22 protein-coding genes are annotated in these 24260 nt (G+C 69.3%); 10 read left to right on the top strand and 12 right to left on the bottom strand.

The annotated features are described in order from the left end of the window. Positions 1-939: 939 nt before the first annotated feature. Entirely contained in the window at positions 940-1245 is a 306-nt protein-coding gene (locus ACBJ59_RS50875; RefSeq protein WP_375117207.1) for a hypothetical protein, read from the bottom strand. 77 nt (positions 1246-1322) lie between these two features. Between ACBJ59_RS50875 and ACBJ59_RS50870 the strand changes: the two genes are divergently transcribed. Next, on the top strand, positions 1323-1556 hold the full coding sequence (locus ACBJ59_RS50870; RefSeq protein WP_375117206.1) for a hypothetical protein: 234 nt from the start codon (positions 1323-1325) through the stop codon (positions 1554-1556). Positions 1557-1714: 158 nt separating this feature from the next. Here ACBJ59_RS50870 and ACBJ59_RS50865 read toward each other — a convergent pair whose 3' ends face one another. From ACBJ59_RS50865 to ACBJ59_RS50855, 3 genes are all read right to left on the bottom strand, one after another. Beyond that, positions 1715-1894 (bottom strand): DUF6225 family protein, encoded by a 180-nt coding sequence (locus ACBJ59_RS50865; RefSeq protein ID WP_375117205.1) that lies wholly within the window; start codon positions 1892-1894, stop codon positions 1715-1717. Positions 1895-1986: 92 nt separating this feature from the next. Continuing rightward, positions 1987-2571, bottom strand: coding sequence for a DinB family protein (locus ACBJ59_RS50860; RefSeq protein WP_375117204.1), 585 nt, complete (start codon positions 2569-2571; stop codon positions 1987-1989). Positions 2572-2585: 14 nt separating this feature from the next. After that, positions 2586-3230, bottom strand: a complete 645-nt coding sequence (locus ACBJ59_RS50855) for a hypothetical protein (protein ID WP_375117227.1) — start codon at positions 3228-3230, stop codon at positions 2586-2588. Between ACBJ59_RS50855 and ACBJ59_RS50850 the strand changes: the two genes are divergently transcribed. Then, positions 3135-3356, top strand: a complete 222-nt coding sequence (locus ACBJ59_RS50850) for a hypothetical protein (RefSeq protein WP_375117228.1) — start codon at positions 3135-3137, stop codon at positions 3354-3356. The two genes, ACBJ59_RS50855 and ACBJ59_RS50850, sit on opposite strands and share 96 nt — an antisense overlap. A 39-nt stretch (positions 3357-3395) precedes the next feature. On the opposite strand, the gene ACBJ59_RS50845 is transcribed toward ACBJ59_RS50850, so the two are convergent. Continuing rightward, a complete protein-coding gene (locus ACBJ59_RS50845; RefSeq protein WP_375117203.1) occupies positions 3396-4295 on the bottom strand; it encodes a WD40 repeat domain-containing protein in 900 nt (299 codons plus the stop codon). Positions 4296-4404: 109 nt separating this feature from the next. On the opposite strand from ACBJ59_RS50845, the gene ACBJ59_RS50840 reads away from it, so the two are divergent. Continuing rightward, the gene (locus ACBJ59_RS50840) at positions 4405-4578 is read left to right on the top strand and encodes a hypothetical protein (RefSeq protein WP_375117202.1); all 174 of its coding nucleotides are present in this window, start codon (positions 4405-4407) and stop codon (positions 4576-4578) included. 432 nt (positions 4579-5010) lie between these two features. Here the strand turns inward: ACBJ59_RS50840 and ACBJ59_RS50835 are convergent, their stop codons facing one another. Then, complete coding sequence (locus ACBJ59_RS50835; protein ID WP_375117201.1) at positions 5011-5583, bottom strand: hypothetical protein; 573 nt, start codon at positions 5581-5583, stop codon at positions 5011-5013. 431 nt (positions 5584-6014) lie between these two features. Between ACBJ59_RS50835 and ACBJ59_RS50830 the strand changes: the two genes are divergently transcribed. Next, complete coding sequence (locus tag ACBJ59_RS50830) at positions 6015-6494, top strand: DDE-type integrase/transposase/recombinase (protein WP_375117200.1); 480 nt, start codon at positions 6015-6017, stop codon at positions 6492-6494. Continuing rightward, on the top strand, positions 6481-8553 hold the full coding sequence (locus ACBJ59_RS50825; RefSeq protein WP_375117199.1) for a SpoIIE family protein phosphatase: 2073 nt from the start codon (positions 6481-6483) through the stop codon (positions 8551-8553). Before ACBJ59_RS50830 ends, ACBJ59_RS50825 begins: the two co-directional genes overlap by 14 nt. Before the next feature lie 720 nt (positions 8554-9273). On the opposite strand, the gene msrA is transcribed toward ACBJ59_RS50825, so the two are convergent. From msrA to ACBJ59_RS50805, 4 genes are all read right to left on the bottom strand, one after another. Continuing rightward, positions 9274-9780: a peptide-methionine (S)-S-oxide reductase MsrA gene (gene msrA / locus ACBJ59_RS50820; RefSeq protein ID WP_375117198.1), complete on the bottom strand. Its 507-nt coding sequence runs from the start codon at positions 9778-9780 to the stop codon at positions 9274-9276. A 9-nt stretch (positions 9781-9789) separates the two neighbouring features. Beyond that, a complete protein-coding gene (msrB, locus tag ACBJ59_RS50815) occupies positions 9790-10257 on the bottom strand; it encodes a peptide-methionine (R)-S-oxide reductase MsrB (RefSeq protein WP_375117197.1) in 468 nt (155 codons plus the stop codon). A gap of 542 nt (positions 10258-10799) precedes the next feature. Next, positions 10800-11993 carry a cation:proton antiporter gene (locus ACBJ59_RS50810; protein ID WP_375117196.1) on the bottom strand — a complete coding sequence of 398 codons (1194 nt, stop codon included), beginning with the start codon at positions 11991-11993 and terminating at the stop codon, positions 10800-10802. Positions 11994-12151: 158 nt separating this feature from the next. Then, entirely contained in the window at positions 12152-12619 is a 468-nt protein-coding gene (locus ACBJ59_RS50805) for a YkgB family protein (protein WP_375117195.1), read from the bottom strand. A gap of 1067 nt (positions 12620-13686) precedes the next feature. On the opposite strand from ACBJ59_RS50805, the gene ACBJ59_RS50800 reads away from it, so the two are divergent. Next, the gene (locus tag ACBJ59_RS50800; protein WP_375117194.1) at positions 13687-14730 is read left to right on the top strand and encodes a transposase family protein; all 1044 of its coding nucleotides are present in this window, start codon (positions 13687-13689) and stop codon (positions 14728-14730) included. Here the strand turns inward: ACBJ59_RS50800 and ACBJ59_RS50795 are convergent. After that, on the bottom strand, positions 14724-16007 hold the full coding sequence (locus ACBJ59_RS50795; protein ID WP_375117193.1) for a serine hydrolase domain-containing protein: 1284 nt from the start codon (positions 16005-16007) through the stop codon (positions 14724-14726). The two genes, ACBJ59_RS50800 and ACBJ59_RS50795, sit on opposite strands and share 7 nt — an antisense overlap. 182 nt (positions 16008-16189) lie before the next feature. Here ACBJ59_RS50795 and ACBJ59_RS50790 point away from each other — a divergent pair, with 182 nt between their 5' ends. The 3 genes from ACBJ59_RS50790 (at position 16190) to ACBJ59_RS50780 (ending at position 18818) form a co-directional block, all read left to right on the top strand. After that, positions 16190-16864, top strand: a complete 675-nt coding sequence (locus ACBJ59_RS50790; RefSeq protein ID WP_375117192.1) for a helix-turn-helix domain-containing protein — start codon at positions 16190-16192, stop codon at positions 16862-16864. Positions 16865-17027: 163 nt separating this feature from the next. Continuing rightward, positions 17028-17714 carry a Tn3 family transposase gene (locus tag ACBJ59_RS50785; protein WP_375117191.1) on the top strand — a complete coding sequence of 229 codons (687 nt, stop codon included), beginning with the start codon at positions 17028-17030 and terminating at the stop codon, positions 17712-17714. A 96-nt stretch (positions 17715-17810) separates the two neighbouring features. Beyond that, a complete protein-coding gene (locus ACBJ59_RS50780; protein ID WP_375117190.1) occupies positions 17811-18818 on the top strand; it encodes an RNA polymerase subunit sigma-70 in 1008 nt (335 codons plus the stop codon). Positions 18819-19034: 216 nt separating this feature from the next. Here the strand turns inward: ACBJ59_RS50780 and ACBJ59_RS50775 are convergent, their stop codons facing one another. Beyond that, the gene (locus ACBJ59_RS50775; protein WP_375117189.1) at positions 19035-20837 is read right to left on the bottom strand and encodes a hypothetical protein; all 1803 of its coding nucleotides are present in this window, start codon (positions 20835-20837) and stop codon (positions 19035-19037) included. A gap of 97 nt (positions 20838-20934) precedes the next feature. Here ACBJ59_RS50775 and ACBJ59_RS50770 point away from each other — a divergent pair, with 97 nt between their 5' ends. After that, on the top strand, positions 20935-24234 hold the full coding sequence (locus ACBJ59_RS50770) for a CHAT domain-containing protein (protein WP_375117188.1): 3300 nt from the start codon (positions 20935-20937) through the stop codon (positions 24232-24234). Positions 24235-24260: the final 26 nt, after the last annotated feature.

Genomic DNA, 24260 nt, shown 5'->3' with positions numbered 1-24260 from the left:
CGAAGGTCTCGCGGCCGGGGATGTCGTTGAGAACCGTCTGAGGGGCGTCGACCAGGCGCCGCAGCGGGTCGACCGGGGTGCGCCGAGCGCGATGTCGGTGGCGATCTGCGGGGTCAGGTAGCGGCGCCGTACGTTGCGGATGTCGTCCTCGTTGTGAGCATGGCCACCGGCGAACGACCACGGCCCGGATCCCGGTGTCGGTGCCGTATCCGTAGCTGGCGAGCGCAGGGCCGACCAGCCGCACCTGGAAGATCAGCGAGGTCGTGAACCCACGGCCCAAGCCACCTGGCCTCAGTCGTCGATTCCTCTGTCGCGCGGTCAGCCGTCGTACGCCAGCCAAGACCTTCGTCTCCTCAAGGAGTTGCGATGCGAACTGCCCTCACCCTCCTGCTCGCGACCACCCTGACCGGCTGCGCCGCCACTCCACCGGCGGCCCCCACGCCCACCGCGGCGGCCGTAAGCCCGGCCCCCGCTCCCGTCGCCGCCGACCGGCTACGTCCCATCACCGGGGCCCAGGTCTGCGCCGCCGTCCCCAAGTCGCTCCGGGTGTCCCTGCTCCCCGAAGACATGTTCACTGACGATTTGAACTGGAGCAACAATGTCGCGACTCCCACCGTGGCCTGGGGGAGGTGCAACTGGCACCCCGGAGCCCCTCGTTCGCTGAGCGTCGTCGTCGAGGCGTACGGCACGGTCAGCCAGACCGCGACCGAGCACGCCAAGCAGTTGTTCGACAAGCGCAAGGCGGACGCCGCGAAACAGGCCGAAACGCCGGACTGGAGGGCATACACCCCACCCATGACAGCGGATCACGGCGACGCCGCGTACAGCCGGACGGTGACCGAGAACGGTAAGTCCGGCTCTCACGACGTCGAAATGGTCATCCGGCAGGGGCCCTGGCTGATCACGATCACCTACCGAGGTGAAGAGCGTGACGGCGAATTACCCGCCGAAGCCGAGCTTCGCCGCGGCGCGGACCAGTTCGCCGAAGTCTTCACCGCGGAAATGGCCAAGGACCCGAGCACCGTTGCCCCCGATGACAGCGGGCCGTGCGGGGCCGTCTCCGCTGCCGACGTCACCTCGGCCTTCTTCCCCTCCGTCACGGAAGTGGGGGGCAACGGCGACGCTGACCAGACTGCCTGCACCTGGAAGATCCGCGACGGGGTCGTGCAGCCAGGCGGCCACTGCGGCAGCGGAATGATCCAAGTTGGGGACATCGCCCTTCGCTGCGGCCAACTGCGCATCCACGTCAAGACGCCAGACGCCTCTACCGACGAGATCTCAAGGCCGAGTTCGACCTCGAGGCCGGGATCTACGCCAAGGATGTGCCCATCAAGCGCCTCACGGGCCTCGGGGACAGGGCGTTCGCCGTCGCCGACCAGGTCCGTGTCCTGGCCGGCAACCGCCTCATCACGCTCACCTACGACGGCACGAACGTCGGCGGCGGCCCCCGCGACGCCCCCGGCTATCAGAAACCGGACCTCGACGAAGCCGCCCTCCGTAAGTCCCTCATCCGGACTGCCCGGAGCTTCGTGTCCGGCTTGTCCGCCCACGATTGAGGTATGAGCCCTATGTGCGCGAGGGGCGCTTCGGGTGGATGAGCAACTGGTCTCTGGTGTGCCGGTGGCACTCCAAGGCGAAGATCGGGTCGCGCTCCATGCCGTACCGTCGCCCAAGCCCACGTTGCCGTACCCGGCGCTCGTGACGATCTTGTCGTCTACGGCCTCGGGTCGCTCTCGCTGGCGACATGGACGATGCTCGGCGCGTTGTCGGGCAGGTCGGCCAGGGCCGCCCGGAGCTGCCCGGCCGTAGGCCGAGTTGACGAACGCAGCCCGGACCCAAGAAGAACCGAGCGTGCGGAGGGCGCCTCGAGGTCGTTGAGGGCGCGTCGCAGCACTCCGACCTTTGGCGTTCAAGTGATCTTGCTGGTGGGGGGCGGAGGTGAATCGTGGCCCCGCCCTTGGCGGGGCCACAATGGCGCGATTGTGGTCAAGCCTTGATTGGTGTGGCCGCCCTGGCGGCCAGTTCGATCTTCGCGCAGTAGGCTGCGCGGGCTTCCTCGTCGATCGGCTTCTCGTGTTCGGCGCGCAACCCGGTCCGGCCGTCGAGGCCCTCGCGCAGGATATCGGCGTGCCCGGCATGCCGGATGGTCTCGCCGAGGACATGGACCATGATGGCGAACAGGTTCGTGTCGGCATAAGGCTCCGGCCACCACGGCACGTGGCCAGGGGCGTCGAGGGGAAGCTCGTTGATCGTCGCGTTCGAGTGTTCCCACGTGCGCCGGTAGAACCCGATGATCTGATCGCGGGTCTCGTCCGCGGTCGCCCACAGATCGCTGCCGTCGGAGTCCTGCCACCGGGGCAGCGGTTCCGGGGAAGGGCGGTCGAAGACCTCGCCGAAGTACCTGGCCTCGACGCTGGCCACGTGTTTGACCAGGCCGAGGAGGTTGGTCCCGGTCGCTGTCAAAGGTCGGCGGGCGTCGTATTCGGACAAGCCGTCGAGTTTCCAGAGCAGCGCCTTGCGGTCCCGCCGCAGTCTCCCGTGCAGGTTGTCTTTCGCGAAATCGTCGATCATGGGTCACGATTCTGTCAGGCTGCGCCGGCGGGCTCAGGTTGCGAGCCTGCTCCCCGACCGTCCCCATGATCGCGTTCGCGGTCCCCGCGCTGCGATACCGCACCGCGGCGCCCGGCTTGCGTGATCGCGGCGGCCTCGGCTCGTCGGCTGGAACCGTTCCAGGCGGTCGCCCCGGCTGGCCGCGATCGCCCGGACGACCCGGACAGCCCGCCGCAGCCGATGACCGTTCGGGAGCTTGACTCCGGCGGCGATGTCGGCGTACTTCCAGTACCGCGCTGCCGTGAGGGCGTTCGGGCGATGCGTCCCTTGTCCTGCGGATGGTGATGGTGATGGTGGTTTCGGCGTGCCGTTCGGCGTTGTCGAGGAGGTTGCCCACGAGCCTGGCCAGAAGTAGCCGGTCGCTCGTTACGATCACGCCGGGCTCGGTGTCGATGGTGATCTGCTTGCTGGAATGACGTCTGGCATGTTCGGCGGCGACCAGGCCGCCCAGATCGACTCGGTCCCGCTGTGCAGGGGATTTCGGTGTCCAGTCTGGCGATGGTCAGCAGATCGGCGCAGATCCCGTGCATCCGGTCCAGATGTGCCAGCAGGGTGTCGCCCAGGGCGGAGACGGCCGGCTGATCGGGGTCGAGCATGGCGTCCTCCACCTCGGCCCGCATGGCGGTGATCGGGTTGCGCAGGTCGTGGGAGGCGTCGGAGGCGAAGCGGCGCTGCTGCTCGGCCGCGTTCTCCAACCGGCCCGCGTGTGGTTGATGCTCTCGGCGACGTCGTGGATCTCGTCGTGAGGGGCGGGAACCGAGACCCTGCGGCTGAGGTTGGTGGCCTCAGGAGCACGCGCTGGAAGGCCCGTCGGGGGCGATGCGGCTCCACTGCTTCTGCCACACGGGTCCGGCCTGGGCGCAGAGCGCGCGAACCGGGTCGCTGTGCGCCCGGGGATCCCAGAATCGGATCGTGCCGTCGTCGGAGGAGGTGGCCAACCGGCCGTCCGGGCTGAACGCGACGGCGAGGACCTGATTGTCGTGGCCGATGATCGGCGCCCCCACCTGCGTCCCGGTCCGCGGGTCCCACAGGCGCACCGCGCCGTCGCGGTGCCCAGTCGCCAGCAGGCGGCCGTCCGGGCTGAACGCCGTTCCTGACGTCCCCGGCTGACCTTCACCGGCGTCCAGCCTGGCGACCTGGGCACGACTGCTCACATCCCATACATGGGTGCCGTCCGCCACCGCGGCCAGCAGTCGGCCGTCGCGGCTGAAGGCCAGCGAGCGCGCTCCGTAGTCTTCGTCGTCGTCGAGTGGCAGCTCCGCCACCTGGCGGCCGGTCGCGGGATCCCACAGTCTGATCTTGTTCTCCTTGCCCGCCGTGGCGAGTGTCCGCCCGTCGGGGCTGAAGTCGATCGCTTGCGCCACGAGGTGCATCGGGATACTGCGGACCGCGCGAAGGGTGCGCGTATCGACCAGCACCACCTGGTCTCCGTGGTAGGAGGCGGCGGCCAGCAGCGAGCTGTCGGGGCTGAAGGCCAGCACCTTCTCCCCCAGGAGCAGGTAACCGTCTGGAGACCCGACGACCGCGCCGGTTTGCGGGTTCCAGAGCCGGACGTTGCCGTTGTACTCGCCGGCGGCCAGCAGACGGCCGTCGGGGCTGAGAGCTGTCGCGCGAATCAGTTTGTCGGGGTTGACGGCCGGCCGCCGGTCGAGGATCCGGCTGGTTCGCGGGTCGATGAGGCGCACTCCCTCGGAGTCCGAGGTGGCGGCCAGCAGGCCGCCGTCGGAACTGAAGGCGAGCGTGAAACTCCGTCCGATCGGCCCTGGGCCTGCGCCCGCGGGACCGCCCGTCGCGGTGTCCCACAGCCGGAGACACCGTGGAGCGTCCTACACGCTGGCCGCGTTACGCGCCGTGCCCGTGCTGGCCGGCGCGGCGAGCAGCGGCAACGCCGCCGGAATCCCGGGCATCACCGAACGCCTGGTCAAGCTGCGGGAAGCGGCGGCAGACGTGCGACGCACGCACCGCTGAGCCGACCCAGCGAGCCCCCGCGCGGACTTCCCGCGCGGGGGCCTCCGCACGCCCCGGAAGATCACCCCGGGAGATCACCCCGGCCCCTGCCGGCGTCGCCGGCGGACGTACCTTGGTCGCGCATTGTCCGAGTGGTTCGGATCTTGTCTGGTGGCCGTAGGGTGTGCTGGTCTGCGCACGGGCGAAGGCTCGCCGGTGCAACGCGAAGCCTCTTTGTCGTACGAGCTGCGGCCAACGGCACGAACTGACCTGCGTAATCGAATGGGCCCCCGGCATCACGCCGGGGCCATTCCTGCATCTGTGGAAACCGTGTCGGATAAATTGACGTGGTTTCCATCCCTCCTACGTTGTCGCGTCCAGCGACAACGTTTCCGGGAGGGGTAACCGCGCACCGGGCCGACCATCGCCTCGGAGCTCGTCGTTACGCCCTTGCTATGGTGTAGCGTTGGCGCAGATGGCATGCGCCTGGACAAATACTAGTTGCCCCGGGACATCGGTGACTTCGACAAACCATCCGGATCCGGTGGCGTCGGAGAAGTCGTGGTTTGCAGTGGTGGTTGGTCCATCAGTTCCGCCCGGTATAAGGCGGAAACCTCCACCGGTCACGCTTTTCCCTTCTGGGCATCTTGCTGTAGCTTCACAGGTCCTGTCATTAGCTGCGCACTGTGTCATTCCCACTACGACCTCGTAGCCGGTAACGCCGTTCGTCGGCGGCGTGGTGGCCTGCTGCGCGCTCTGTGTGCAGTTGTTGGTTTGACTGGTGGTTACCTGGTTATGGTCGCCCTTGACGGAATTGTTGTTACGCGCCCCGGGAAGGCACAACACCGAAGGCGCTATGTTCGGGTTCGGGATGAGATTCGGGAGGACATTCGCGTTCGGGACGACGTCGTCGACGATATCGATGATCGGGTGAGGGTCTGCCAGTGCCGGCGATCCGCTGCTACCGATAATTGTGCTAACTGCTGAGAGAGCCAGAACTGCGGCGAATTTTCCCATCTTGTGCATGCAAATCTCCTGTTGCGCGCGTCCTCTTACCCGCGTGAAAAATAGCTCTTAGTGATTGCCGTTCTCTCGATTGACACGCCTCGCCAGGGCAATTGATGAACGTTTTGCGACTTGCCGTAGCGGAAGCTTCTTGCTCCGCGGTGCTGCTGTCGGTGGCAATAGAGTTGGCCAGTGCCAGTGGAAATGGCCCAGCGGTGGCCGGAATCCCCTGAAGTTCGGACACGTGTCCACGAAGCGCTCACCACCCAGGCCGTGGCGCCACCGAAGCGGGCGCCCAGCAATCGGCCACTGCGGCGGGTGGTGGACGAGGTCGCGCCGTTGATCGACGCCATGTTGCGGGCGGAGATCCTGCTCAAGGGAGCGGTAATCCACGAGCGCCTGGTGGCCGGCTACGCCTTCGAACCGGCAACTATCAGCGGGTCAAGATCTACTTGCAGGAGGCGCGCCCGAGGATCGCCGCCGAACTCGGGATCAGCCCGGGCGAACTGGCGGGGCTGCATCGCCGGTTCGAGGTGGTGCCGGGCGCTCAGGCGCAAGTGGGTTGGGGTGACGAGGGCAAGATCTTGGCCCATGTCGGGATACAGAAGGTCTACTCCTTCCACATGACCTTGTCCTACTCGCGGCACCCGTTCTGCTGCTTCACCACCAGCCAGGATCTGGCGACCTTCTTCGACTGCCACCGCCGGGCGTTCGAACACTTCGGCGAGGTGCCGATGTCGATCGTCTACGACCGCACCAAGACGGTGGTTCGCCGCCACGTCGCGCCAGGTGAGGCTGTTCCGTTGCATCCGAGGCGGCGTCCTTCGCCGGGCATCACGACTTCGCCCCCCGATGTGCCGGCCATCGTCGCAGGTCATTGGCGTCTATGGATGGCCCTGACACGGGAATGGTGTGGACATGTCCACACCTGAGGATGCATCCGACGGCGCGCTGGAAGAACGGCTCCCGGCGATCGTCGTGGCCGACGCCGAGGGCACGGTGACCGGCTGGACGCAGTCGGCCGAGGACCTTCTCGGCTACCGCGCGGCCGAGGTTCTCAACCGCAGCGGCTCCCGCCTGCTCATGCCGGAGGGCCTGGAGCCGCGGGCACCGGCCTGGAAGGACAGGTTCGCCGGCCAGGAGCGCTGGTCCGGGCTCTTCGAGGCCCGGCGGCGCGACCGCACCCGGATCCTCGTGCACGTCGAGGGCTCCCGGCTGCGCGCGCCGGAGGAGAAGGCCGCCTGGTTGCTGGCGATCACGCCGGTAGCCTCGGGCGCCCGGACCGGGGCCTGCACACTGCTGACGTCGCTCATGAGGCGCACCCCCGTCGCCATGGCCATCTGGGACCGCGACCTTCGCTGCGTCTGGCTGAACAACTCCGCGCGCAATCTCCAAGCGGTCTTTCCCCACTACGAGGTCGGCCGCGCCCTGACCGATCCCCTGCCCGGAGTCGACACCCGTGCCGCGCAGGACGCGATGCGCAAGGTGATCGCCGAGGGCGTTCCGCAACTCGACCGCGAAGCCCGCTGGACCTCTCCGGACGGCAGGGAGGAACGCACCCTGTCGACCTCCCTGTTCCCCCTGCAAGGCTTGGCGGGCCGGCCGCTCGGCGTGTACTCCGTGGCCATGGACATCAGCGACAGCCGGGCCCGCGAGCGCCTGGCCGTGCTGCGAGACGCCAGCGTGCGCATCGGCAGCACGCTCGACGTCTGCAAGACCGCCCAGGAGCTGGCGGACCTCGCCGTGCCGTTCCTCGCCGACTACGTCACCGTCGATCTCGCGGAATCGGTCCTCCCGGACACCGTGCCCCTGCAGCGGCTGGCCGCCAGGGACCAGAGCGTCCCCGTGTTCCGCCGGGCGGGCGTCGCCTCGGTCCACGACGGGATCCCTGAGTCCCTCTGGGCGCTCGGGCAGGCGGTCTTCGTGCCTCCGTCCTCGCCCTTCACCCAGGTCATGGCCTCGGGCCGCGCCCACTTCGAGCCCGTGCTCGACACCTCGCCGGGCACCTGGCTCGACCAGGATCCGGAACGGGCCAGGGTCATCCAGGCCACGGGGATGCACACGTTGATCATCATTCCGCTGGCTGCCCGCGGCGACGTCCTGGGCGTTGCCGTGTTCGTCCGCACCGACAACCTGGCGCCGTTCACCAGGGACGACCTGCTACTCGCGGAGGAGCTGGGTGCCCGGACCGCGCTGAGCATCGACAACGCCCGCAGGTACACGCGCGAGCGCACCGCCGCCCTCGCGCTGCAGCGCGACCTCCTGCCGGCCAACCTGACGGGCGGCGGGGCGGTCGATCTGGCCTCGCGCTACCTGCCCTCCAGCATCCACGAAGGTGTCGGCGGCGACTGGTTCGACGCGATCCCGCTGCGCGGGGACCGGGTCGCCCTGGTCGTAGGCGACGTGACCGGGCACGGAATCAACGCCGCGGCGACGATGGGACGCCTGCGCACCGCCGTGCGCACCCTCGCGTACGTGGGGCTGCCGCCCGACGAAGTGCTCGCCCACCTCGACGAACTGGTCGTACGCCTGGCGGAGGAGGACGCCGACGACAGTCGCCCCTCCGACGCCACGGGAGCCACCTGCCTGTACGTCGTCTACGACCCGTCCACCCGGCTCTGCACCATGGCCGCGGCCGGGCATCCACCCCCCGGGATCGTCACCCCGCACGGCGAGGTCACCTTTCCCCGCCCGCCCAGCGGCACCCCGATCGGCCTGGGGATGGGCTCCTTCCAGTCCCTTGACCTCGAACTCCCCGAAGGCAGCCTGATCGCTCTCTACACCGACGGCCTGATCGAGACCCGCGAGGCCGACATCGAGGCGGGCATCGACCGCCTCGGCGCCGCCCTGGCCCGGGCCACGCTGCCGTTGGAGGACTTCTGCGACACGGTCATCCTGACGATGACGGGCGGCGGGCCGTCCGAGGACGACGTAGCACTCCTCGTGGCCCGCACCCGCACCTCGTCCGGTGGCGTCTTCGGAGCGGTGTAAGAGCTCGACGAGGTGGATGCCGTGAGTGAATCTTGGGCGGCCTCGGTGACGGGTGCCAAGGCCCTGTCGTCGGTCGGGTGGAGCTGAGTGGGCGGGTGGAGGGAGTGCCCGGCGGAGGTCTTGCAGGAGGCGAAGGCCCTTGCAGGTGAAGGGTGTCAATACTCCGTTCACGGTCGTGAGCTGCGGGTTTGTCATGGCTTCCGGGTCGGAGCAGTGGTGGGGGTCGGGCATGCTCGAGGCTCGTGACGCTCCGTCTCTTGAAAGCACCGCAGCGGCGGCGCGGCTGCAGTCCGAGGTGGATTGACGTGTCAAAGAAGCGCTGTCCGGCTGTGGGATCTCGGCGCTGTCGACCGGCGAGTCCCGGCGACGGCGTCCTCTCCGTAGAAGCGGGCGCCGGCCGGCCGCATCTCGTCACCGGCCTTGAGGGACTGGCGGCGCGCTCGAGCCGCTCCGGGTGGTCCTAGTCGAGAAGCATGCCCGGCGTCACGTCCTCGGCTGGGAAATGCAGAACTGCGAGTAGTACGGCCATTCCCACATGAACATCGCGCGGGTCGTGTCGAGCGCCGTAGCCACGCCGGCCACGGCGCGGACCCGTCGCGGGACGGGCTCGACGTGGCCGATCCCGGCGATCGCCTCGGGTAGTCACGCACGGGCCCTGCTCGCCCGCGTTTTCCCGGATACGCGCCGGCGCGCGGACTCGGGGTCCGCGCGCCGGAGATGTCAGGCCGTTTCCCGCTTCGGGAGCTTCCACCCGGGACGGGGGAAATGGCAGGTGTAGCCGTTGGGGTACTTCTGCAGGTAGTCCTGGTGCTCGGGCTCGGCCTCCCAGAAGTCGCCCGCCGGGGTGACCTCGGTGACGACCTTGCCGGGCCACAAGCCCGAGGCGTCGACGTCGGCGATGGTGTCCTCGGCGACCCGCTTCTGCTCGTCGCTCGTGTAGAAGATCGCCGAGCGGTAGCTGGTACCGATGTCGTTGCCCTGGCGGTTCTTCGTCGAGGGGTCGTGCACCTGGAAGAAGAACTCGAGCAGCGCGCGGAAGTCGGTCTTGTCCGGGTCGTAGACGACCTCGATGGACTCCGCGTGGGTGCCGTGGTTGCGGTAGGTGGCGTTCGGGACGTCACCGCCGCTGTAGCCGACGCGCGTGGACACGACGCCGGGCTGGCTGCGGAACAACTCCTCCATGCCCCAGAAACAGCCGCCGGCGAGGATCGCCTTTTCGGTGGTCACGTCATCTCCCTACTTGTCGTCGATGTCACTCGTGAACAGGGTGCGGTATTCGCCGTACCCCTCCTGCTCCAGGTCGTCGAGGTGGATGAACCGCAACGACGCGGAGTTGATGCAGTAGCGCAGTCCGCCCCTGTCAAGAGGACCGTCGTCGAAGACGTGACCGAGGTGGCTGTCCCCGTGCAGCGAGCGGACCTCCGCCCGGATCATCCCGTGGCTGAAGTCCTTGCGTTCGACGACGTTCGTCTTGGCGATCGGCTTGGTGAAGCTCGGCCAGCCTGAGTGGCTGTCGTACTTGTCGACCGACGCGAACAGCGGCTCGCCGGACACGACGTCGACGTAGATGCCGGGCTCGTGGTTGTCCCAGTAGGCGTTGGCGAACGGGCGCTCGGTGCCGTCCTGCTGGGTCACGCGGTACTGCTCCGGGTCGAGCCGTGAAACGGCTTCCGGGTTCTTGTGGTACTGGATCTGCCGGGGCACAGCTCTCCATTCCCGGCCTTTCGGCACGAAGCTGGGGAACCAGGTGAGACACTCCTGGACGCGGAGATAGAGACACTCCATGGGCCGGTTCTATTCCTACGGACGGCCGCTTGCCCGATCGTTCTGCTTTGGTAAGGACCGGGTTTCCACGATCAGGTCGAGCAGCGTCCGCAGGGCCCGGCTCGGCATGTTACGGCCCGGGGGCGACGGATCGAGAGCGGCCACGTCACGCCCCGGTCGCGGAGCGGCACCGCGACCGTGCCGGGCGAGGCGAGCGGCACGACGTCGGGCACCACCGCCTGCGCCGCCCCGCCGGCTGGACGACGGCCAGGTGGCCTCGGTGGGCCCGGCCGCCGAGCAACTCTTCCCGCTGTACGCGCCGTCCGGCTAATGGGCCTATCTGGTTAAGTGCGGCTCTTGGTGCGCGTCAGGTGTCTGCCTCTGATGTGCCGTTGCGGGACCTCTGCTGATGAGCGGCAGCCACAGCCCGAACCTGGCCCCGCGTGGCAAGGCCCCGACCGTGAGGGTGCCGTGGTGCGAGTTCATCGGGCGCCGCCGGTCTGGATGGTGGAACGGCCCAGCAGACGCAACGCCATCAAGGGGAACACGACCACCGACAGGAGGCCCGCTGCCACCAGCGCGGCGGCGTTCTCCGGACGAATGGCCTCCAGCTTCAGGCCGATCGTTGCCGCGGCCACGATCACCGGCAGCGATGTGGCCTGCAGGAGCCCGCTGGCCAGCACCTCCGCGCGCGACAGACCGGCAGAGCGGTAGGCCAGTGCGGGAAGTCCGCGAACCAGGAGCAGCGCGGCCAGGAACATCGGCACCCGCAACACCGTCTCGGCGTCGGCGAACAGGGCGCCGAGATCGAACTGGATGCCGCTTGTCACGAAGAACACCGGGACGAGAAATCCGTAGCCCAGACCCTCGAGTTTGATATGAAACTGCGGGTGGGTCTGTTCCGCGTCGGGGTCGATCAACCGGAGCACGGCTCCCGCGATGAAGGCACCGAGGATTGCCTCGAAACCCAGATGCAAGGCCATCGCGGACAGTCCGACCACGAGGAGCATCGTCAAGCGGACCCGGACCTGCGCACTCGTGTCCGCCAGCATCTCCACGGCCCGGGACAGCCACATCGAGCGCCCCGCCCGCATCGACGCCAGCACAATGAGCACCGCCAATCCGGCAAGGCTGAGGAGCAGCAGCAGCTTGGCGCCCGGGCTCGACGAATGCTCGGAGAAGAACAGCGACAGCAGCACCACAGCGCTGATCTCACCGGCCGAGGCTCCGCCGATGGTCAGCTGGCCGACCGGTCGGTCAATCGCGCCGACGTCCTTCAAGATGGGCACCAGCAAGCCGAGTGACGTGGCTACCAAAGCAGTGCCGACCAGCAGTGGGCTCTCGACCAGCCCCGCTACGCCCAGCAACAGGCCGACGATGGCCGCCAGCGCGAGCGTCCCGACGAGGCCGAGGCCGACCAGCCGCGCCCGCGGCCCGCGCAGTTGCCGGATGTCGATCTCAAGTCCGGCCAGGAACAGGAGGAAGCCCAAGCCGATGATCGACAATGATTCGACGGCGGCGTCCACCGTCACCACGTTCAACACCGCCGGGCCGAGGACGACACCTGCCACGATCTCGAGGACGGCGCCGGGTACGGGCAAGCGCGGCACCATGGCGAGGAGGAACGGGACGCCGGCGGCCACCGCCAGGACGATCAGCAGGTTGTCGTACGACATCAGATACTCCGGTGGTCACTCGGCGGGCCGCACACGCCGACCGGCCCCCCACCGACAGGCCTCATCCGGCGGTCACTCCTGTGGGGCATGGGAACGTCACGTGGACGGCGCGTACCGAGCGTGCCGCCCGGCGGGGCTGAGCCCGGAGTCCTCCGCCACTATCGGCGCTGGGCGGCTTGCAAGGACTCGGCGAGTGTCACCAGGGAGGCCCCCAGAAGCACGCTGTCTTTGACCAGGAACTGTCCCACCATGGAGAGCTTCGGAGCCCCATGGTTTTCCTGCCAAACCCCCGGCGTCGTGGCCAGGAAACTGAGGGTGCCGGCGAACATGGCGACCGCTCCGAGGCTGCCGAGCACCGAGGCCCTGGGGTTGAGCGGCTGCACCGCGATCAACGAGCCCATCGCAATCTCGGTCACGCCGATGAGTCTCGCCAGCTGCTTTTCGCCCAGCTTGTCGACGAGCAGAGAGAACAGCGGACTGGATGCGACGAGCGGGCGGATGTTTTCGACCTCGTAGTCTTCGAACTTGAGCCGCCCGATCCAGACAAGGTTAAGGGCCAATGCTGAGCGGATCACCGAACGTCCCACGGTGTGAATGTTCTTGGTGGCGATGAATTGCATCCTCATGCTGTTATCCCTTCAGCCGTCGTCCCGTGGGCCACTTGGGATCCCGGTACTTGTCCGGCTGGTGTCCTGCGTGAGCAAACGCTCTGCCATGCCGGCGCACGGACCGGCCACAGCCGCCACGCCGGCAGCCGACGATTATCGGCGAATCGTATTCGGATCATGACGATTCTCCTGTCCCCTTGGACCCTTGAGACGGACGGGGCGATCGCGAGGCCTCCCAGCTTCCGCCGCCAAGGGCTCGCTGCTCGGATTCGCCGCGACACAACCGAAGCGCTTACCTCGGCGTGGGGTCCCGGTTGGGCAAAGTGGAGTTGCTTGAGTATGGTGCCCAGGCACCTCGTCGCCTACCGACGGCGAAGTCAAGCCTTGGCGATGGTCTGTTCAGGCACAGGCCGAGCCACCGAGGACCGAACCACGACAACGTACGCCGGTCGGTCGCCGGGCGCAGGGACGGCAGTTGGCTGGTGGGGTCGTACATGCTGGGAAAGGGTCCAGCGAGCATCTTCAGAGCAGGCCCTGGGCGGTGTCCGGTTGGCCTGCCGTGGTGATAGGGCCATGTGCCGTATCACGTCCCGCGGAAAGTTCGCCGGAGCCACGGGAAGAGAGAGATCCTCTGGAAGGGGTGTCGTGCCTCTGCGAATGAGGCGCTCCGCTCCGGTAGTTCCTCGCGTTCCGCCTGGAGCACCGCCGGTGGTTCGCCCATCGACCGTCAACGCTTGACGCGGACGGGAACGGAATGGATATAGCCCCGGGCGTTGCGACAATTCCCTGTTCCGCCGGTGATGGCGACATCGACCGAGGATGGGGCAGGCAGCTGGAGCAGCGCCTGCGAGGTGAAGTTTCCCTCAGGTAGGGCGAAGGTTCCCACGCACTGGAGCCGGCCCGGGTTGAGGTGAACGCAGGTGCAGATCACACTGAGGTGATCTCAGCGAAATAGTTCGGGCGATTGGGATTTTCAGGACGCCGCCAGTGGCATTCCAGGCCTTCGGGAGGAGTCGCCGAAGGCCAGAAAAAGACGTGGAGCCCCCGGTAGAAGAGCTCTCACCATCAACGCCGGAAGGCTCCACGTGATTGCTCATCGTGCCACGCTCGATGTCTCGCGCGCACTCGTTCAGTACGTCGCGCGGCTCTTGCACGACGAACGCCGACGGCGTGGCACTCCGAAAAGCAGCCGAGCCCTGAGCCCGTTTCGGCAGGCGATCATGGCGCTGCGCTGGTTCCGCGGCGAGCGCGACATCCCCAAGCTCGGCCGCGACCATCATGTCTCCCGCGCCACCGCCTACCGCTACATCCACGAAGGTATCGACGTTCTAGCAGCTCAAGCACCAAATCTGCACGAAGCCCTCGACCGCGCCCAAGCCGAAGGACTGGCGTACGTGATCCTCGACGGGACCCTGATCCCGATCGATCGCTGCGCCGAGCAGAGGCTCAGCGTCAAGGGCGAACCGATCGACGCCTGGTACTCCGGCAAGGCCCACCAGCACGCCGGCAACCTCCAGGCACTGTCGGCGCCCGGCAGGCTGCCCTGGTGGATCGCCGAGGTCGAGCCCGGCTCCGTCCATGATCTGACCGCCGCCCGCGCACAGGTGCTGGGCGCGCTGTACGCCGCAGCCGCAACCGGTCTGCCCACCCTCGCCGACAGCGGGCGCTCAGCTCGGTCGCCGGAGGGGATCGCATCCTCGGATGACCTGACCTTGGCAGAGAGGGCCGGGCTCCAACCCCCGGTGGAAATGTCGCCGGTTCGGTCCGGGTGCCGTGGGGTTGAGGGTGGGCTTACCGGGCGCGGGTTCTGCACCGCGGGCCGTCTGAGGGCGCGGCCGGCTCAGGCGGCCGTGGTGGGCCCTGACGAGGCGGAGAAAGCCGCCGTGATCCGTTCGGCCTGCTCGGGTTGTCCGGCCGGCGCGCCGGCCGCTTGGGCTACGACGACGCACACCATGGGCCGAGCAGGCATCCCCTTGATCGGCTTCGTCTTTCACGGGTTTGTCGACCAGTTGTGCCTGCTCGGCTCGGTGCCCGCGCCTCGTGGCCTACTTCGCGCTCTACCTGATGCACAACCGCAAGGGGTCTACTTCAAGATGTACGCGCCCAAGGTGCTCGACCCTGTCTACTGAACCGGCTTGGCCTTGTCGGCCGACCCGGCCTGCCCGTCGCAGAACACCTGCTTGAGCAGGTTGTCCCGCGCCTTCGGGAAGGCCTCTGCCAGATCGGGTGCAACGTCCCCGAAGGTGATCGAGGCGGTCCAGGTCTTCTTGCCGTCGGGGGTGCCGTACATCACCGCCACGTAGCCCCCCGCGGTGGCCCCGTTGTGATGCAGGACGGTGCCGCAGTTCGGCCCCAGGTCCTGCACATATGTCCCGAGGCCGTATCCGCCGAAGGGGCCGGCGCTCTTGGGGTGCGTCTTACGCATCTCGGCCAGCAGCTTGGCCGGCAGGAGCTTGCCGCCGTTCAGGGCAGAGTAGAACGTGGCCAGATCCTTGGTGGTGGAGATCATGTCACCGGCGGCGGCCACCATGGAGGGGTTCTGGCGGGTGACATCGATCACCCTCCACTGGCCGGTGGCGTCTTGGTAGCGGAAGTAGCCGTGGGGGTGCGGCTGGGGGAGCTCCGGCGAGGCGCCCGGCAGCACAGTGCCGCGCAGCTTGAGCGGCCCCAGGATGCGCCGCTGCATCTCCTCGGCGATCGAGCGGCCGGTGACCTTCTCGATCAGTAGCTGGGCCAGCGTGTAGTTGGTGTTGGAGTAGCTCCAGCTCGTCCCCGGCTCGAACTTGGCCGGCCTGGACAACCCGAACCGCACCAGCTCCTCCGGCTGATAGGTCTTGAAGCGGGCGTCCGCCCACTCCTTGCCTGCTGCGGGGATCCCCGGCTCGACCGACCCGTCGGGGCGGAACTCGCCGGTGTAGGCGTACAGGCCGCTGGTGTGCTGCAGCAGCATCCGCACCGTGATCCGCCGGTCCAGCTGGAACTTGGGCAGGTAGTCGGCCACCGGCTTGTCCAGTCCGATCTTGCCGTCGGCCACCAGTTGCAGCACCAGGGTCGCGACGAAGGTCTTGGTGCTGCTGCCGATGCGGAACCGCCCGTTCGCCGGCGGCTTCGCGTTAGCACCCAGCTTGCGCCGCCCGGCGCTGCCGACCCACTCGCCCCGCTCATCGTGCACGCGCGCCTGCACGCCGAGGAAACCGGCATCGACGATCGCCTGGATGGCCTTCTGCAGTTCCGGGCGGTCCTGCCCGGCAGCGGCCTTCGGCACGGCCTGGCCGTCCGCGGTGGCCGAAGCGGGTGCGGCCGCCCCGGCCAGCAGCGCGGCCGCCAGCGCCGTGACCGCCACTCGCTGGGAGACCCGCGGCCTCCGGACCCTGTTTCTCTTGGCGGTATGGCGAGATTCACTCATGGTCGGTCCTCAATCGCGATAGTACGTGTTCTGTGCTGCTTGAAAGCTATGTTGCATTCGAAATCGCGTCAATCAACTGAAACGCGTTATCCCAGCTAGAAGCCAGAAAATTGGCGCAATGACGCTGCGCCCGAAAGCAACACCATGTTGCAATGGCTGACTGTGAAGGCAATACTGACGGCATGCCAGGAGGACGTCTGACCCAGCAGGACCGCCAGCGCATCGCTGCCGGACTCACCGACGGGCTCTCCTACCGCGAGATCGCCAGGCGGCTCGACCGGTCGACCTCGACGATCACCCGAGAGATCGCACGCAACGGCGGCCCCACCGGCTACCGGCCCCAGCAGGCACACCAGGCGACGATCCAGCGGGCGCGGCGCGGCACACCGGCGCCCCCGCGCGCGGACACACCGCCGGACGCCCCGATGGAAGAGGAACTCCTTGAAAGGGCGATCAGGGCGGGGATGCCGAGGACAGCCGCGCGCGTGCACCACGACCTGGCGCTGTCCGAGGACGGCCGGCGCACCGCCGCCGAGCTGACCCACCGGCTGAAGGTCAGCCCGGCCTCGGTCTCCTTGGCCGTGAACTACCTGCTCCAGCAGGGATTCGTCCGTCGTGAGCGAGATCCGCGGCGGCGTCGCGACATCTACGTGATCGACGACGACGCCTGGTACCGCGCGATCATGATCAGCGAGCGGCAGACACTCGAGACGGCGCGGGCCACGATGGCATCGGCCAAGACCTACGGGCTCGACAGCCCCGTGGGGCAACGGCTGGCCAAGACGGCGGCGTTCCTGGAACGCGTCAGCCTGGACATCATGGAATCGGCCGAGCGCTGGCGCACCCTCCTGAGGTGACGGGACTCAGCGAACCACCTGGGGAGCCAGGCTGACCGGTTCCCGCTGATCGTCACCGACCCACCCCGACGCCAACCTGCACACAAAGATCCCGCCGGCGCACGGCTTGGCGCTGGAAGCCGTGCGCAGACAGGAGCAGGCGACAGCCCCTGACAGTGTCCACATGAACAGCGACATCGTGTTCGGCCTGCTGCACCTGCTGGGCCGCCAGTACCGGCCCCAGCCGGCCAACCTGCCAGATCAGCGGTTGTGGCGCATCGACCCCGACCGGATTACCCAGCACTGGGAGGACATGTGCCGGCAACCCGGCCTCCCTCGGCGGCGTGAGATCAAGTCCCGGGCCACCCTCACCGAGGGGCTTCACGACCTGGCGCGACGCGTGTTTCACGGCAAGAAGGGCAAGGTCACCAAGGCCTACTACGACGGCATGGAGGGCCGGCTGTCCGCGTTGGGCCTCGTGCTCAACTGCATCGTGCTGTGGAACACCGTCTGCATGGACCGCGCCCTGGCCGAGCTGCGCGCCCAGGGCTATCCGGTGCTCGTCGAGGACGTGCCGCGGTTGTCGCCGTTCGTGCGCCACCACATCAGCATCGACGGGCACTACAGCTTTCACCTACCCGACGTCGGGCGGCAGCCACCGTCCGTCGCGTGGCCCGGACGCCGAAGACGACGCATAGGGCTTGCCGCCGGCCGGCCGGGATCGGCCGCTGCACTGGGCGATCAGCCAGATCAGCCAGATCAGCCATATCCGCCCGATCTTTCCCCGGAACTACTGGGGACCCCACCTCGACATCGAGGGTGTGCCCGACCCGAACGCGTACCCTGGATCGACCCGCCCCATCCGGCCTGACGAACGCCCCGGTGTCAGCGGCTTCACCGCTCAGAAATCCTCCGCCACGTCGTCAGTTCTGGTAGCTCCTAGCCACCCGCGGAAGGATTGACGACCATGACCGACGCCAGCCTGCTCGGCAACGACGAGGCCGCGTTCATCGCGGCGGCCCGTTCGAACGACGCAGCACAGTTCGCGCTCATCACGGAGCGCTACCGGCATGAGCTGCAGGTGCACTGCTACCGGATGCTCGCGAACTACGAGGACGCCCAGGACCTGACGCAGGAGACGTTCCTGCGGGCGTGGAACAAGCGGGAGTCGTTCAAGGGCCACGCTGCGCCGCGGACCTGGCTGTACCGGATCGCGACGAACGCCTGCCTCGACTTCCTGGAGAAGCGCAACGACCGCACACCCGTGCCTGCCGAGCTGCCGGGCTCGGGCTCGGAAGTGCACTACCTGCAGCCCTACCCGGACCGGATGCTCCCGGAGGACCCGCAGGAGTCGGTGGTGGCGCGGGAGACGATCGAGCTGGCGTTCATCGTCGCCGTCCAGCATCTGCCGCCGCGGCAGCGGGCGGTGTTCATCCTGCGCGACGTCCTCGGCTGGCCGGCGTCGCAGGCCGCCAACGCCCTCGAGCTGACCGTCGCATCGGTGACCAGCGCACTGCAGCGGGCGCGCGTGACGATGCGCGAGCAGCTGCCCGACCGCCGCCTCGACTGGCGGAGCCCTGCCACGCACGAGCTGTCGGATGACGAGCGGAGCGTGGTGAAGTCGTACATGGACGCCCATGAGCGCAACGACCTCGACGGGCTGATGGCCCTGCTGCGCGACGACCTGCGCTTCGCGATGCTGCCCGATCCCGGCACCTTGGTCGTCACGGCCAAGGACGCGGTGGACGGCTGGGTCTCCGGTGGACTCTTCCAGCGCGGCTACGACGACTGGCGCTGCATCGCCACGACGGTCAACCGCATGCCTGCCGCCGTGCTGTACCGCCGCACCCCCGACGACCCGGAATACCGTTTGTTCAACATCGCGGTCCTGCACATCGTCGACGGGAAGATCGCCGAGCTCACCGGATTCGACGCCACCGACAAACCATGGCTGAGCCTGCCCGCGACGCTGTGATGGGACAAGCTCGGCACGGCGTACTCGGCGGGATCGAGCACCACCGACCGGATCTCGATTTCACCCTCGCAAACGCCTGGTCACACAGCCACAGCGCCGGGCCCTCTCACCGCGCTGGAGATCGCCAAGCAGTTCCCGGTGGCGTTCGCGCCACCCCTGACCCAACGGCTCCCGCGGCCGGACCGATTCCGCTCACCCGTTCGCGGGCGGCGTCCATCACTCCCTCTTCTGCGGGCTGAGCTCGGAGGACAGCAGGAGGTTCAGGTGGGTCTCGACCGCCGCGATGATCTCGGTGACGCCCGTGACGAAGGCCGGGTGCGCCCTGCCGAGGCGCGGCTCGGACGGCAGCGCGCGGGCCTGCCGGAGCCGCTCGGACACGGCCGCGCCGTCGCCGTTCGCGAGGGCCACGGCTCCGGCGACGACGCGCGCCCACCTGGTCAGCCCGTCCGGTGCCGCGGACGGGGCCAGCAGGGCCAGCTCCCTTGCGGCGGCCCCGGGCTGGGAGAGGTGGAAGGCGAGGATCCAGGCGGCGCCCGTCCTGCCGAGATTCTCACCCTCCGTCTCCCCCAGCACCCGATACCTCTGGGTGGCGTCGCGGAACTCGTTCAGGGCGTCCTGCCACTGGAACGCATAGCTGAGGACGACCGCGCGGCCGGCGGCCAGGTCGGCGCGGGCCAGGTCCTGGTGGCGGCGCAGGCCGTCGCGGAGGCCGGCGGGAAGGCGGCCTGCCACCTCGCTGTCGACCAGGTCGATCGACTGACCGGCCGCCTGCGTCCAGCGCAGCGCCTCCAGCCCGGCGAGCGGGCGGGAGGAGCCGGGCTTGAACGCGTACCTCTGGCCGGGCGCGGCGTGGCCACGGGCGCCGAGCACCGCCATGCCGAGGCAGACCCGGACCGGCGTGTAGTCGACGTGCCCCGGCCGGCTCAGGAAACCGTCGTAGAGCCAGGGTCCGAGCTGGTGAACCCGGGTGAGGGGATCCCAGAGCACCGTCTGCGCGTACATGCGCTCCTCCAACTGCTCCAGGCGCGAGCCCATGGAGGTGAGATGGTGGACCAGGACGAGGACGGTCTCGGCCCCGATGAGCACGGTGGCCGCGACCAGGAGGTCGTGCACCGGGTGGAACACCGTGACGATCCAGAACGGGAGCAGCCCGAAGCCGGTGAGCACCCGCAGCAGTTGTGTCACCAGGCGCCAGAGCCCGAGATCGTCGTAGCGTCCCGTCCACGCGAACACCGCGACCGCCGACAGGATGGCCCCGCCGAGCAGGCCCGTGAGATAGGGGGCGGAAAGCCAGCGCTCCACCAGCCATGCCCCCGCCGGACCGCTCGCCACCAGCGCGGCCGCGGCAGACGCCGCGGCCAGCGCGCCGCGGCACACCCGCCGGACCCACCGGTGCCTGCGCTGTGCCACGACGGTGAGCGTGCCGAGCTGGACCGACACCAGCACCGCGCAGACCGCGCGCAGGCCCAGGTCGGGCCCGTCGAGCGTCAGGGCCAGCGCGACCAGCGGGGAGAGCGCCGCGGCGGCTCCTATGACGGACCAGAACCAGTCGACGGGCATCGGCGGCACGACGATCGAGCCCCAGCGCCCCATCGTCCTGGCGAAGGCGGTGAATGACCACCATCGCACCGGACGGACGTGCACAAGCCTGACGAGCGCCCCGGCCGTCAGCGGCGCCGCCACGGTCAGCAGCAGCGCCGGGTCGGGCAGGACGAAGGAGTAGGCCAGCGCGGCACCCAGCGCGGCGCCAGGCAGCGGTACGAGACCCGCGAGCACGGCGACGGGCACGAGCAGCCGTGGGTCCGGCCACCGCAGCGGGGCGGCGGCGAGCACGGCGGCGGCACCCCACGCGAGCGCGGGCAGGACCAGCGGCGCCAGCCGGCTGCCGGGCTTGACGAGCAACTCGAGGAAGAGCAGGCGCGGGTCCTTCTTCCGCGCGCGACTGCGGCGCAACATCAGCAGGCACCAGCCCGCGAGCCCGGCGAGCCCGAACCCGGCGAGCTGGAGGAAAGTGGGCACGATCCAGAGTCCCGCTACGGGGTACCGGATTCCAGGGCATTGACCGGATTCGGACAGTGACTAGGTGAGTGCTCCGGGGAGCTGTCACGATGAGCGCGTGCGTCTCTGGCCGGTCGTGTACGCAGGCATCGCGCTGCTCCCTGTGCCCCTGGCCGGGTGGGCCGTGCTGCGCGGGTCGCCGATCCCCGCGGTCCTCCTCCTGGCCCCTGCGGTGACGATCACCGCCATGAGCCTGGGGTTCCTCGTCGTGACGCGACGGCTGTCGCCGCCCCAGCGTGCGCGTACCTTGGCGGCCGAGAGCCAGGGGACCTCGCTGGCGTACCTGACGGCGTTCAGCGTGCTCGGCGCGTGGCTGGTCGATCTGTGGGACGCGAGCACGTGGCTGCACCCGTACCAGTTCTGGCTGGCGCTGCTGCTGGCGGCGCAGGAGCTGACGCGCGTGCGTCAGCTCGGCGGCCCGGTCGGCGTGTTCGTACGGGCCGCCCTCGACAAGGGCCTGTTCGTCTACCTGATGGGGCTGTTCCACGACGGCGAGAGGATGGCGGTGTTCGGCGCGCTCGTCGTGGGGTTCTCCGTGCCGTTGCAGGTCATGGGCCTGCGGCTGTTCGCAACGCCGCAGGCGATGCCGCGCAGGCTCGACGCCCAGCGGTTCAGCGACGGCGACGAGGACTACCGGGGGCTGGTCCTGCGGACCTGGGTCGCGAGCGCCCTGCTCCGGCGACGCTCCCCGGTCGCGGTCCTGCTCTACCGCCTGGTACGCGGGCCCCGGCTTCGCCCGCGTACATTCGACCACCGCAGGTTCGCGGAGGGCACCCGCCAGTACTCCTACGACCTGCGCGCCGAGCGGCTGGAAGCCTGGCGGCGGCTGCCGCCTGACCTGTCGCTGCCGCACACGCTCTGCCACGAAGGCCGGCTGGCCGTCCAGTCGAGCATGCAGAGCAAGGATCTGGAGGAGATCCATCCGACCGTCGCCAGGGCAGGGGAGGCGGCCCTGCACTGGCCGGAGCTGGCCGAGCGGCTGCTGCGCCTGGCGCGGTCGCCGGTCGTGGAGACGACGCCGGCACTGGAGCGAGCCGTCGACCTCGGCGATGCCCACGTGGCGCAGGCCAGGGGCGAGATCATGTACGCCCTGGGCCGCAAGGAGGAGGCGCTGGCCGAGTTCCGCCGGTCGTGGCGCCTGCGGCTGGCGCACGGGCTGGTCAACGTCGTGGCCGGCGAGCTGTCCACCCAGGGCATGGCCACGGTCACCGCCCCGATGTCACAACTCATGCTGCCCCAGGACGCCCTGGCCGAGCTGCGGCCACTGCTCGACCGCCCGGGGCTGGTGCCGGCCATGCGGCGCATGCTGCTGATCGCCGTCGCCTCCTGTCAGGAGGCCCTGGGCGAGCAGCGGCTCGCCGAGGAGACCCGTCGGGCGGCTGAGGCGGTCCGTCCCCGCCGCAGGGACCTCGTCGTGATCAACAGGGAGGCCCGCCAGGCAGGCGATCTGCGCCAGTCGTGGCGGCTCTACCAGAGACAACTGGTCCTCTACGAGTGGAGCGACGTCACCACGAGCCTGCGCACCGCCGACCCCTACGACATCGATCTGGGCGAGCAGCACATGCCGCCGCTCGTGCTGGCGAGGGAGTATGAGAGCGCCCAGGTCAAGGCGCTGATGGAGGCCGGCGTCAAGAGCTGGATGCTGGGCGGCCACGCCGAGGGCGCCGGGCTGTTACGTCAGGCGGCCGACATTCTGGAGAGCGAGGAGCAGCCGATCCAGGCGTATCTGCTGCTCGTCGACATCGGGCTCGCGCTGCGCCGGATCGACGCCCGCGCCGCGTACGACACCCTGGCCCGCGCGCTGGACCTCCATCAGCGGCTGCGTGCGGTGACGCGCGACTCCGAGCTCAGGCTGACGGCCGGGGCCCCGGCCGAACGGCTCGTCTCCGCCATGGTCACCCTGCTCGCCGAGGCCGGCGCGCGGCCCGGCGAGGGCTGGCCCGAGTCCCGCGGGGGGACGGTCTTCCAGCTCTCCGAGATCGCCCGGTCCCGCGTCCTGCTGGATCTGCTCGGCGAGCGGGCGGGCGCGCCGAAGCACGGCGAGCAGGCGGGTGCGGGCGAGCACGGTGACCCCATGGCCTACGCCGAGCTGCGCGAGCTGCTGCGGGAGGAGGATCTCGCCACGAAGGGACCGGGTCGCGCCTACCTCGCCGAGTACTTCCTCACCCCGGGCCAGGCCGTCATCATGATCGCCAGTGCCGGCGACGCGGAGCCGGAGCTGGTGACCGTGCCGTGCCCGCTGACTTCGGTCAGAGAGCTCGTCACCGAGCTCAGCGCGACGCTGGAGGCCGCACCCCGCGACCCCGCCGCGCTGGCGCGTGTCTCCACGCTGCTCGCGGACGAGCTCCTGGTGAACCTCGTGGCGCCGGTCGCCGAACGGCTCGCGCCCGGCGACCGGCTGTGGCTGGTGCCGCACGACGCGCTGCACCGGGTGCCGCTGCATGCCGTGGACCCGCGCCTGGCAGGGCACCCCGTGGCGTACGTGCCGAGTGCCTCGCTGCTGCGGCACTGCCGGGCCGGGCGCGGTGGTCGCCGCAAACGCGCACTCGTCGTCGCCGACCCTCCGGCGGCGGCCCCGCTGACCTTCGGCGCCACGCAGGCCGCGCTCCTGGCGCGGCTCTTCGCCACGGAAGTCCTGGCGGACGCGCAGGCCACCGGCGCCCGGCTGACCACCAGGCTGCGCCGCGCCGCACCGGACATCCTGCACGTGGGCGCGCACGGGGTGTTCGACCCGCGGGCGCCGATGCGCTCAGGCGTGCTGCTCGCCGACGGGCTCTTCACCGCCGAACGTTTCCGCACCCTCCACCTGTCCGGGATACTCGTGGTGCTCGCCGCCTGCCGCAGCGGCGTCACGGCCGCCCGGCCCGGGGACGAGCTGCTCGGCCTCGTCCGCTCCGTGCTCAACGCGGGAGCCCCCGCCCTCCTGGTCAGCCAGTGGACCGTGGACGAGCTCGCCACGGCCATGCTGCTCGGCCACTTCTACGAAGGGCTCGCCGCCCGGCGCAGCGCCGTCGAGGCGCTGAGCACGGCCCAGCGCCTGCTGCGCGAGACCACCGCCGACGGGGTGCTCGCCTACCTGCGCTCCGCCACGCCCCAGGTCTCCGGCGACGGGCGGGCCCGGCTGCGCGTGGCCGAGGCCAGGATCCGGCTGGCGGCCCGCGACTTCCCAGGGGCCGCCGCGGCCTGCACCGCCGCCCTGGAGACGCTCACCGACTCCGACGTCCGGCACACGGCCGAGACGCTGCGGCAGCGGGCGCTGCTGCTCGCCGCCACCGGGGCGGCTCCCGACCTCACCCGGCCGGTGTACGCCCACCCCTTCTTCTGGGCGGCGTTCGTCCTGATCGGCGACTCGTCCTGAACCCATGAGCTTTCTCGACCCGACCC

This window comes from Nonomuraea sp. MTCD27, from assembly GCF_041950495.1.
Lineage (GTDB): Bacteria > Actinomycetota > Actinomycetes > Streptosporangiales > Streptosporangiaceae > Nonomuraea.
Note: the sequence above shows the minus strand (reverse complement) of the source record. Positions and strands in the feature narration are given on the sequence as shown.

Coding starts and splice junctions, on each gene's coding strand:
- ACBJ59_RS50825 (WP_375117199.1), top strand. CDS start 6,481: ATGTCCACACCTGAGGATGCATCCGACGGCGCGCTGGAAGAACGGCTC.
- ACBJ59_RS50790 (WP_375117192.1), top strand. CDS start 16,190: ATGCCAGGAGGACGTCTGACCCAGCAGGACCGCCAGCGCATCGCTGCC.
- ACBJ59_RS50795 (WP_375117193.1), bottom strand. CDS start 16,007: ATGAGTGAATCTCGCCATACCGCCAAGAGAAACAGGGTCCGGAGGCCG.
- ACBJ59_RS50805 (WP_375117195.1), bottom strand. CDS start 12,619: ATGAGGATGCAATTCATCGCCACCAAGAACATTCACACCGTGGGACGT.
- ACBJ59_RS50860 (WP_375117204.1), bottom strand. CDS start 2,571: ATGATCGACGATTTCGCGAAAGACAACCTGCACGGGAGACTGCGGCGG.
- ACBJ59_RS50785 (WP_375117191.1), top strand. CDS start 17,028: ATGAACAGCGACATCGTGTTCGGCCTGCTGCACCTGCTGGGCCGCCAG.
- ACBJ59_RS50855 (WP_375117227.1), bottom strand. CDS start 3,230: ATGCGGGCCGAGGTGGAGGACGCCATGCTCGACCCCGATCAGCCGGCC.
- ACBJ59_RS50780 (WP_375117190.1), top strand. CDS start 17,811: ATGACCGACGCCAGCCTGCTCGGCAACGACGAGGCCGCGTTCATCGCG.
- ACBJ59_RS50810 (WP_375117196.1), bottom strand. CDS start 11,993: ATGTCGTACGACAACCTGCTGATCGTCCTGGCGGTGGCCGCCGGCGTC.
- ACBJ59_RS50835 (WP_375117201.1), bottom strand. CDS start 5,583: ATGCACAAGATGGGAAAATTCGCCGCAGTTCTGGCTCTCTCAGCAGTT.